Source organism: Luteibacter sp. HAY1-4A (genome assembly GCF_056755355.1).
This window is the reverse complement of sequence record NZ_JBNDHZ010000086.1, coordinates 1-7224: the sequence shown is the minus strand read 5'-3', so window position 1 is coordinate 7224 and position 7224 is coordinate 1. Positions and strand designations below refer to the sequence as shown.

9 protein-coding genes are annotated in these 7224 nt (G+C 65.4%); 4 read left to right on the top strand and 5 right to left on the bottom strand.

Annotation, left to right across the window (positions count from 1 at the left end; all coding sequences use genetic code 11):
- The 4 genes from ACPYOD_RS18815 to sugE form a co-directional block, all read left to right on the top strand.
- Nucleotides 1–1208, top strand: a 1208-nt coding sequence (locus ACPYOD_RS18815; RefSeq protein ID WP_481303215.1) for an RNB domain-containing ribonuclease, incomplete at its 5' end; no start/stop codon positions are given.
- A complete protein-coding gene (gene rlmB / locus ACPYOD_RS18810; RefSeq protein ID WP_481303214.1) occupies nt 1205–1951 on the top strand; it encodes a 23S rRNA (guanosine(2251)-2'-O)-methyltransferase RlmB in 747 nt (248 codons plus the stop codon). The genes ACPYOD_RS18815 and rlmB, both read left to right, overlap by 4 nt.
- A complete protein-coding gene (locus ACPYOD_RS18805; protein ID WP_481303213.1) occupies nt 1948–2220 on the top strand; it encodes a CBU_0592 family membrane protein in 273 nt (90 codons plus the stop codon). Before rlmB ends, ACPYOD_RS18805 begins: the two co-directional genes overlap by 4 nt.
- A 134-nt stretch (nt 2221–2354) precedes the next feature.
- The gene (gene sugE / locus ACPYOD_RS18800) at nt 2355–2675 is read left to right on the top strand and encodes a quaternary ammonium compound efflux SMR transporter SugE (RefSeq protein WP_481303212.1); all 321 of its coding nucleotides are present in this window, start codon (nt 2355–2357) and stop codon (nt 2673–2675) included.
- Between the two features lie 85 nt (nt 2676–2760).
- On the opposite strand, the gene phoU is transcribed toward sugE, so the two are convergent.
- From phoU to pstS, 5 genes are all read right to left on the bottom strand, one after another.
- Entirely contained in the window at nt 2761–3474 is a 714-nt protein-coding gene (gene phoU / locus ACPYOD_RS18795) for a phosphate signaling complex protein PhoU (protein ID WP_481303211.1), read from the bottom strand.
- Between the two features lie 25 nt (nt 3475–3499).
- Nucleotides 3500–4243 carry a phosphate ABC transporter ATP-binding protein PstB gene (gene pstB / locus ACPYOD_RS18790; RefSeq protein ID WP_481303216.1) on the bottom strand — a complete coding sequence of 248 codons (744 nt, stop codon included), beginning with the start codon at nt 4241–4243 and terminating at the stop codon, nt 3500–3502.
- 82 nt (nt 4244–4325) lie between these two features.
- Entirely contained in the window at nt 4326–5192 is an 867-nt protein-coding gene (gene pstA, locus ACPYOD_RS18785; RefSeq protein ID WP_481303210.1) for a phosphate ABC transporter permease PstA, read from the bottom strand.
- The gene (gene pstC, locus ACPYOD_RS18780) at nt 5192–6223 is read right to left on the bottom strand and encodes a phosphate ABC transporter permease subunit PstC (protein ID WP_481303209.1); all 1032 of its coding nucleotides are present in this window, start codon (nt 6221–6223) and stop codon (nt 5192–5194) included. Before pstC ends, pstA begins: the two co-directional genes overlap by 1 nt.
- Nucleotides 6224–6339: 116 nt before the next feature.
- The coding region (pstS, locus tag ACPYOD_RS18775; protein ID WP_481303208.1) for a phosphate ABC transporter substrate-binding protein PstS at nt 6340–7224 on the bottom strand (885 nt) is incomplete at its 5' end.

Here is a 7224-nt window from a genome sequence, read left to right as displayed (position 1 = left end):
TCGAGGAATGCATGATCGCCGCGAACGTGCAGGCGGCGCGGTTCCTGTCGAAGCGGAAGATCCCGGCGCTGTATCGCGTGCATGCGCCGCCGCCGGCCGAGAAGTACGACGACCTGTTGCAGTTCCTGCGCGAGTTCAAGCTGAAGATGCCGCCGGCCGACGAAGTGACGCCGGCCGATTTCTCGGCGCTGCTGAAGAAGGTGCACGATCGCCCCGAGGCGGAACTGATCCAGTCCGTGTTGCTCCGTGCCCAGAGCATGGCCGTCTACCATCCCGAGAACCAGGGCCACTTCGGCCTTGCGTTGGATGCGTACGCCCACTTCACCTCGCCGATTCGCCGTTATCCCGACCTGCTGGTCCATCGCGCCATCCGCTATGCGATCGCCAAGGGCAAGCCCTCCGGTTACACGTACAGCGAATCGGAGATGGCATCGATGGCCGTGCACTGCTCGCAACGCGAGCGCCGGGCCGAGGAGGCAGAGCGCGATGTCGACGAGCGCTTCAAGTGCGCGTGGATGGAGAAGCACGTCGGCGAGGAGTTCGCGGGCATCATCACCGGCGTCACCTCGTTCGGCCTCTTCGTGGAACTGGCGGCGTCTCGCGTGTCGGGCCTCGTCCATGTGTCGCAGCTGCCGAACGACTATTACAAGTTCGATCCTGTCCGGCACCTGCTCTCGGGCGAGCGCACCGGTGCGAGCTATCGCCTGGGCGACTACGTGAGCGTGCAGGTGCTGCGGGCGAGCCTGGAAGACCGCAAGATCGATTTCCGTCTCGTCGCCCGTCTCGCCGCACTGCCCAAGCCGGCCGCGCCGATGGCGGCGCCCGCTCCCGCACCGCGGAAGAAGGGCGGCATGGCCGCGGCCGGCAAGGCCATCGGCAAGGCGGCGAAGAAGGCCGTCGGCCGCATCTTCGGCAGCAGGACGAAGGCGCCCGTTGCGGCGGCGCCGGTGACGGAGCATCATCCGCGGCCCGCACGGCGTAGCGCGGTGGAAACCGAGGCACCGCCGTTCGCGCGCAAGCGCGCTTCCCACGAGGGACGGCAGGCGTCGTCGGCACCGAAGCAGGCCGGGCGCGGTACGGCGGCGAAGAAGTCCACGACCAGGCAGGGCGCGGCCGCCGCTCCGTCCAGACCGGCACCGGGTGCGACCGCCAAGAAAGCCGCGGCGAAGAAGTCCCCGCGTAGACCCAGGAGCAACCCGAAGCCATGAGTGAAACCTGGATCGTCGGCATCAATCCGGTCGAAGGCGCCCTTGCCAACGACCCGGATCGTATCCGTGAAGTGGTCATCGAACAGAACTCGAAGAACGCGCGTGTGACCGAGATCGCCGCGCAGGCGAGGCGTCTTGGCCTGCCGTTGAAGACAGTGGGCAAGGAACAGCTGGAGAAGCTTGGTGGCGAGGCGCGCCACCAGGGCGTGATCGCGCGCTATGAAACGCCGCCGCTGCGCAGCGAGAACGACCTTCCCGCGTTGCTCGATGCGGCCGGCGCGGATGCGCTCGTGCTCGTGCTCGACGGCGTCACCGATCCGCACAATCTCGGCGCATGCCTGCGCAGTGCGGCTGCCGCCAAGGTCACCGCGGTGGTGGTGCCGAAAGATCGCGCCGTGGGCATCACGCCCACGGTGCGTCGCGCCTCGGCCGGCGGCGCGGATCTCGTGCCGGTCATCGCCGCCACCAACCTCGCCCGTGCGCTGCGCCTGCTGAAGGATGCCGGCGTATGGATCACGGGGCTCGACGGCGAAACCGAGCAGTCGATCTACGACATCGATCTCAAGGGCCCCATCGCGCTCGTGATGGGCAGCGAGGGCGATGGCATGCGCAGGCTCACGCGCGACACGTGCGATTTCGTGGCGAAGATTCCGATGCCCGGCAGCATGGAGAGCCTCAATGTCTCCGTGGCCACGGGTATCGTGCTGTTCGAGGCGCTGCGTCAGCGAGGAGGCAAGCGATGAACCTGTTCTGGCACGACTGGGCTGGCCTGGTCGGCGTGGCGCTGGTGCTCGTGGCGTTTTTCCTCCTTCAGGCGCACAAGCTTTCGGGGCATGGCTACCCGTACCAGCTGATGAACCTGATCGGTGCATTCGGCATCCTGCTGTCGCTGATCTTCGGCACCTTCAACCTCTCCGCGTTCCTGCAGGAGATGGCCTGGTTCCTCATCAGCGTGTACGGCATAGTGCGCGGCATGAGGGTGCGCAGCGCCGCGGCAGGCCCACTGCCCTAGCGGTGGGTCAGCGGGGGGTTACATATCTTCCGTAGAATGCGTGGCGGGTCGGCGCAAGGCCGGTCCGCCCGAAGGGACGACCCTTCGTCGCACACTGTTCGCGGGGACGGCCCCGCCTTGGCGGAGTCGCATCCATGTCCTGGATCGTTCTCGTGCTGGCCGGCCTGTTCGAGATTGCCTGGGCCGTCGGCCTCAAATACACGCAGGGTTTCACGAAACTCGTTCCGAGCTTGCTCACGGGCAGCGCGATGGTGGTAAGCATCGTGCTCCTGGCCATCGCCACCAGGAAGCTGCCCTTGGGCACGGCCTATGCGGTATGGACGGGCATCGGCGCGGTAGGCGCCGTGACGTTGGGCATCGTACTGTTCGGCGAGTCGGCGCAGCCGTTGCGGCTGCTGTGCGTCGGATTGATCGTCGCCGGGATCGTCGGCCTGAAGCTGACTTCGGCGGTCTGAGCTCGCGATCTTTGTGGGAGCCGCTTCAGCGGCGATGGGCTTGCCGTAAACCGAATCGCCGGCGAAGCCGGCTCCCACACAGGCGTTACTTCTCGAAATCAGGATTCGCCGTGTTGTCGCGCTTCATGCGCGGTGCCACGAGCGGTTCGCCATGCACCACGAACCACACATTCTCCGCGATGTTGGTGGCGTGGTCGCCGATGCGCTCGATGTTCTTCGCCATGAACAGCAGGTGCGTGCACGGCGTGATGTTGCGCGGGTCTTCCATCATGTACGTGAGCAGCGCGCGGAACACCACCGTATAGGCTTCGTCGAGGTCCGCGTCCGACTTCCAGACTTCATACGCCGCTTCGGCGTCCTGGTCGTGGTAGGCCTTGAGCACGTTGCGCAACTGGTCGGCGGCGAGTTCGGCGAGATTGGCCAGGCCGCCGGCGGCGGTGATCGGCGCCACGCGGCTGAGCGGAATGGAGCGCTTGGCCACATTGGCGGCGTAATCGCCGATGCGCTCGATATCCGCGGCGATGCGCAGCGCGGCGAAGACATTGCGCAGGTCGCCCGCGATCGGCGCGCGCAGCGCGAGCAGGCGCACCACGTCCTGGCTGATCTCCTGCTCGAGCGCGTCGAGGGCGTCGTCGTTGTCGACCACGCGCTGGGCCGCGCGCTCGTCGCGGCGCTCCACCACGTCGATGGCGGCTTCGAGCTGCGCGACGGCGAGTTCGCCCATCTTGACGATTTCGCCGGTGAGGCGCTTCAGCTCGTCGTCGTAGCTCTTGATGATGTGCTGGTGCGTGGTGTTCATCGCTAACCTCGAAAAAGGCGGGGGCTTAGCCGAAACGGCCGGTGATGTAGTCTTCCGTCTGTTTCTTGTCCGGCTTGGTGAAGATCTTTTCCGTCCGGTCGAACTCGATCAGCTCGCCCATGTACATGAACGCGGTCATGTCGGAGCAGCGGGCAGCCTGCTGCATGTTGTGCGTGACGATGACGATGGTGAAGTCGCGCTTCAGTTCTTCCACCAGCTGCTCGATGCGGCTCGTGGCGATGGGATCGAGCGCCGACGTCGGTTCGTCGAGCAGCAGTACCTCAGGCTTCAACGCGATGCCGCGGGCGATGCACAGACGCTGCTGCTGGCCGCCGGACAGGCCCAGCGCGCTCTGCTTCAGCTTGTCCTTCACTTCGTCCCACAACGCCGCGCTGCGCAGTGCCTGTTCGACGCGGTTTTCCATTTCCGAACGCGAAAGTTTCTCGTGGTGGCGGATGCCGTAGGCCACGTTCTCGAAAATGGTCATCGGGAACGGCACGGGCTTCTGGAACACCATGCCGACCTTGCTGCGCAGGCGATTCATCGAGTACTTCGGATCGAGGATGTTCTCGCCGTCGAGCACGATCTCGCCGCTGGCGCGCAGGCCCGGGTAGATGGCATAGATGCGGTTGAAGATGCGCAGCAGCGTCGACTTGCCGCAACCGGACGGGCCGATGATGGCCGTGACCTGCTTCTCGGGGATGTCGAGCGAAATATGTTTCAGCGCGTGGAAATCGCCGTAGTGGAAGTTCACGTCGCGCGCGGTCATCTTCGCCGGCACCTGGCCAAGGTCCACGCCCGAGGCATGGGGCGACGTGCCGAACCCGGGCCGGGAGGCGACTTCGTTCATGTTAGTCATGGGACACCTTGGAGCGGAAGGCGAAACGGGCGATCAGGCTGAGCGCGAGCACGAACATGGTAAGCACGAAGGCGCCGGCCCAGGCGAGGGTATTGATATCCGGACTCGCGTCCTTCGTGTACTCGTAGATGATCTGCGGCAGGCTCGGCATCGGAGCGAGCGGATTGAGCGTCATGAAGGTGTTGCCGAAGGCCGTGAACAGGAGCGGCGCGGTTTCGCCGCTGATGCGGGCCAGGGCAAGCAGCACGCCGGTGACGATACCCGAGCGCGCGGCGCGGATCAGGATCTGCGTGGTCAGCTTCCACTGCGGTACGCCGAGCGAAAGCGCGGCCTCGCGCAGGGTCCCGGGCACCAGGCGCAACATTTCGTCGGTGGTGCGGACGATGACGGGCAGGGCGATCAGGGCCAACGCGACTCCGCCGGCGAGGCCCGAGAAGGTCACGTTGCCGTTCGACAGGTATTTCGACGGCAGCACCACGATCGTGTAAACAAACAGGCCCAGCACGATCGACGGTGCCGACAGCAGGATGTCGTTGAGGAAGCGGATGGTCGGACCCAGGCGCGAGCGGCGCGAGTACTCCGCCAGCCAGGTACCGGCGGCGACGCCGATCGGCGTGGCGATGAGGATGCCGAGGAAGTTCAGGATCAGGCTGCCGACCATCGCGTTGGCCAGGCCGCCTTCCTCGCGATAAGCGGTGATCTTGGTGAATAGCTGCGGCTTCAGCGCGGACGCGCCCTGGCTCAGGGTTTCCCAGAGGATCCAGGCGAGGAAGAACAGCCCGATGGCGGTGGCGGCCACACTGAGCACCATGGCGACGATGTTCTTGATGCGGCGCTTGGTATAAAGCGAAGCGGACATCAGTTGCCCTCCTTCGTGGCCAGCCTGCGGAGCATGAGGCGCGCGATCAGCAGCACGATGAAGGTCACCACGAACAGGAGGAAGGCGATGGCCATCAGGGCGGAGCGCTGCAGGCCCTGCGCCTCGCCGAACTGGTTGGCGATGGTGGAGGCGATGGAGCTACCCGTTTCGAGGAACGACAGCGAGAACTTGAAGGTGTTGCCGAGGACGAAGGCCACGGCCATGGTTTCGCCGAGCGCGCGGCCCAGGCCGAGGAACACGCCGCCGATGACGGCCGTGCGGGTGTAGGGAACCACGATGTCCCACACCACTTCCCACGTGCTGGAACCCAGGGCGTATGCCGATTCCTTCAGGCGGGTCGGCACCGTTTGGAAGACCTCGCGCATCACCGAGGAAATGAACGGGATGATCATCACGGCGAGCACGAGACCCGCGGTGAGCACGCCGGCGCCGAAGAAGGGGTACTCGCTGGAAAAGAACTTCGCGATCCACGGCACGTGCTGCACCAGCCACGACACCTGCCCGTCGGGCGGGTCGGCGCTGAAGTTGTTCATCAGCCAGGGCTTGATGTGCTCGGCCACGAACGGGGCGAAGATGAAGAGGCCCCACATGCCGTAGATGATGGACGGAATGCCGGCCAGCAATTCGATGGCCGAGGCTACGGGACCCCGCAGCCATTGGGGCGCGATCTCGGTGAGGAAGAGGGCGACGCCGAAGCTGATCGGCACCGCGACCACCAGGGCGATCATGGCCGTGCCCACGGTACCCATGATCGGCACCAGCGCGCCGTACTGGTCGTTGCTGGGATCCCACGCGGCGCTGGTGAGGAAACCCCAGCCGAAGGTGCGGAACGCGTCCTGGCCCAGCCAGAGCGTGGAACCGGCCGCGCCGATCAGGGAAAGCAGGACAAGCAGCGCGCAGGCTTTCAGCACCCACCCGAAGATGAGGTCGTTGCGTGAGTCCGTCGACGTGCGGCTGGCCACGGAGGATCGCTCGGGGGTTGTCGCGGCATTGCTGGCGGTGGCATGCATAGGAATGCTGTTTCCCGGGCCTTTGCAAACGTTGGGTCGCCGCCCCTTACGGGACGGCGACCCCCTTGGACGACAGTCTGGACCGGAAGTATTTCACCGGTTGGACGAATCGGCGATTACTTGAAATCCGAAGCCCAGTAGGCCTGGATCTTCTGGGTCAGGGCGGGCGGCAGCGCGACGTAATCCAGCGACGCGGCGTCGGCCTGGCCCTTGTCGAACGCGTACTTGAAGAAGTCGAAGGCCACCTTGGTGTGCGAGGCGTTCTTCGGCTTCTTGTACATGATGATCCAGGTGGTGGCCGTGATCGGCCATGCCTGGTCGCCAGCGGCGTTCGTCATGATCAGGTTGAAGTCCTTGGCCGAAGCCCAGTCGGCCGTGGCGGCGGCGGCGCCGAACGCCTCGGCGGTGGGCTGCACCCACTTGCCGGCGGCATTCTGCATCTGCGCGTAGGAGATACTGTTCTTCTTCGCGTAGGCGTACTCGACGTAGCCGATGGAGCCCGGAATCTGGCGCACGTACTGCGAAACGCCCTCGTTACCCTTGCCGCCCACGCCGGTCGGCCACTCGACGGCCGTGCCGAACTTCACCTTCGACGCCCACTCGGGGCTCACCTTCGAGAGGTAGTTCGTGAAGTTGAACGAGGTGCCCGAACCGTCCGAACGGTGCACGACGGTGACCTTCATGTTCGGAATCTTAACGTCCGGGTTCAGGGCGGCGATGGCCGGATCGTTCCAGCGGGCGATCTTGCCCAGGAAGATATCGGCGAGCACCGCACCCGTGAGCTTGAGCTCGCCGGCCTTGATGTTCGGGAGGTTCACGATGGGCACGATGCCGCCCACGACGCTCGGGAACTGGCCGAGGCCGAACTTGGTGAGGTCGTCGCTGCTCATCGGGGCGTCGGAGGCGCCGAAGTCGATGGTGCCTTCCTTGATCTGCGCGATGCCCGCGCCGGAGCCCACGGACTGGTAGTTGATCTTGTTACCGGTCGACTCGGCGTACTT

Excerpts from the sequence above, each read along its gene's own strand:
- rlmB (WP_481303214.1), top strand. The coding sequence starts at position 1,205 with ATGAGTGAAACCTGGATCGTCGGCATCAATCCGGTCGAAGGCGCCCTT.
- phoU (WP_481303211.1), bottom strand. The coding sequence starts at position 3,474 with ATGAACACCACGCACCAGCACATCATCAAGAGCTACGACGACGAGCTG.
- pstA (WP_481303210.1), bottom strand. The coding sequence starts at position 5,192 with ATGTCCGCTTCGCTTTATACCAAGCGCCGCATCAAGAACATCGTCGCC.
- ACPYOD_RS18805 (WP_481303213.1), top strand. The coding sequence starts at position 1,948 with ATGAACCTGTTCTGGCACGACTGGGCTGGCCTGGTCGGCGTGGCGCTG.
- sugE (WP_481303212.1), top strand. The coding sequence starts at position 2,355 with ATGTCCTGGATCGTTCTCGTGCTGGCCGGCCTGTTCGAGATTGCCTGG.
- pstC (WP_481303209.1), bottom strand. The coding sequence starts at position 6,223 with ATGCATGCCACCGCCAGCAATGCCGCGACAACCCCCGAGCGATCCTCC.
- pstB (WP_481303216.1), bottom strand. The coding sequence starts at position 4,243 with ATGACCGCGCGCGACGTGAACTTCCACTACGGCGATTTCCACGCGCTG.